This window comes from Streptomyces hydrogenans (assembly GCF_014656075.1).
Lineage (GTDB): Bacteria > Actinomycetota > Actinomycetes > Streptomycetales > Streptomycetaceae > Streptomyces > Streptomyces hydrogenans.
This window is the reverse complement of record NZ_BNBS01000276.1, coordinates 1-1,941: the sequence shown is the minus strand read 5'-3', so window position 1 is coordinate 1,941 and position 1,941 is coordinate 1. Positions and strand designations below refer to the sequence as shown.

Sequence of the window (1,941 nt, the reverse complement as noted above, 5' to 3'; positions counted from 1 at the left end):
AGGGCGAGGTCCGCTACGCCCGCGACGCCTTCGAGGGCCTGCGCCTCATGGACGCACTGATGGCGGTCAAGCGGGGCGTCCCCGGGGCCGTACTGCCCCCGCTCAAGCAGCGGCGGGTACCGAAGCGGGAGGCGCCGCTCCAGGTGCGGGAGCCCGAGCCCGGCGGCCGGTCCGACGTCGCCGCCGACAACCCCGTCCCCGAGCCCCCCTTCCTCGGCACGCGGGTCGTCACCGGCATCCCGCTGGCCGACTACGCCCCCTGGCTGGACGAGGCGGCGCTCCTCAAGGGCCAGTGGGGGCTCAAGGACCCCGCGACCGCCGAGACGGAGGGCCGGCCCCGGCTGCGCGCCCTCCTGGACCGGGTCGAGCGCGAGGGCCTGGTGGAGGCCGGCGTGGTCTACGGCTGGTTCCCCTGCGTGTCCAAGGGCGACGACCTGATCGTCCTGGACGAGGACGGAGGCGAGCGGACCCGCTTCTCCTTCCCCCGCCAGAGCCGCGGCCGCCGCCTCTGCCTCGCCGACTTCCACCGCGCCGAGGACTCCGGGGAGGTCGACACCGTCGCCCTCCAGGTCGTCACCGTCGGCTCCCGGATCGGCGAGGAGACCGCCCGGCTCTTCGCCGCCGACGCCTACCGCGACTACCTCGAACTCCACGGCCTCTCTGTGCAGTTGGCGGAGGCGCTGGCCGAGTACTGGCACGCGCGGGTCCGTGCCGAGTGGGGCATCGCCGGGGCGGACCCGGCCGGCCTCGACGGCATGCTGCGCACCGAGTACCAGGGCTGCCGCTACTCGCTGGGCTACCCCGCCTGCCCCGACCTGGAGGACCGCGCCAAGATCGCCGAACTGCTCCGTCCGGAGCGGATCGGGGTGCACCTCTCCGAGGAGTTCCAGCTCCACCCGGAGCAGTCCACCGACGCGATCGTCGTCCACCACCCCGAGGCGGGTTACTTCAACGCGGGAGGCCGCAGGTGACGCCCACGTACTCCTTCGAGTTCTTCCCGCCGAAGACCGACCGGGGCGAGCGCACGCTGTGGGACGCGATCCGGCGGGTGGAGGCGCTGAAGCCGGACTTCGTCTCGGTCACCTACGGCGCCGGCGGCTCCTCCCGCGACCGCACCATCGAGGTCACCCAGCGGATCGCCGCCGAGACCACCCTCCGGCCGGTCGCCCATCTGACCGCCGTCGGCCACTCCGTCGCCGAGCTCCGGGCGATCATCGGCGCGTACGCCGACGCGGGCGTGAGGGACGTGCTCGTGCTGCGCGGCGACCCGCCCGGAGACCCGCGCGGCCCCTGGACCCCGCACCCCGACGGCTTCCGGTACGCCTACGAACTCGTCGAACTGGTGCGGTCGCTGGGCGACTTCCGGATCGGGGTCGCCGCCTTCCCCGAGGGCCACCCGCGCTCCGCCGACCCGGAGAGCGATCTCGCGCACTTCGTCGCCAAGTGCCGGGCCGGCGCCGACTACGCCCTCACGCAGATGTTCTTCGACCCGGAGGACTACCTGCGGCTGCGCGACCGGGTCGCCGCCGCCGGCTGCGACACCCCGATCATCCCGGAGATCATGCCCGCCACCGACGTCCGCCAGATCCGCCGCTTCGCCGAGCTCTCCGACGCCGCGTTCCCCGAGGACCTGGCGCACCGCCTGGAGGCCGCGAAGGACGACCCGGCGCTCGCCCACCGCATCGGCGTCGAGCACGCGGCCGGCATGGGCCTGCGGCTCCTCGACGAGGGCGCCCCGGGCCTGCACTACATCACCCTCAACAAGTCGACGGCGGCCCTGGAGATCCACCGGACCGTCCTCAGCGCTAGGAGAGTCGCAGCCCATGTCTGACGTCACCGACACCCCGTTCACCGACTTCAAGGTCGCCGACCTCGGCCTCGCGGAGTTCGGCCGCAAGGAGATCACCCTCGCCGAGCACGAGATGCCCGGCCTGATGGCGA

General features: G+C 73.5%; 2 protein-coding genes and 1 pseudogene. All 3 read left to right on the top strand.

Going from position 1 to position 1,941, the window contains the following annotated elements:
- A partial coding sequence (locus IE321_RS41350; protein ID WP_308439761.1) for a vitamin B12 dependent-methionine synthase activation domain-containing protein occupies positions 1-971 on the top strand: 971 nt, incomplete at its 5' end.
- Positions 968-1,831, top strand: coding sequence for a methylenetetrahydrofolate reductase [NAD(P)H] (gene metF / locus IE321_RS41345; RefSeq protein WP_190226761.1), 864 nt, complete (start codon positions 968-970; stop codon positions 1,829-1,831). The genes IE321_RS41350 and metF, both read left to right, overlap by 4 nt.
- 19 nt (positions 1,832-1,850) lie before the next feature.
- Positions 1,851-1,941, top strand: a pseudogene (locus IE321_RS41340) (adenosylhomocysteinase); the annotation flags it as partial.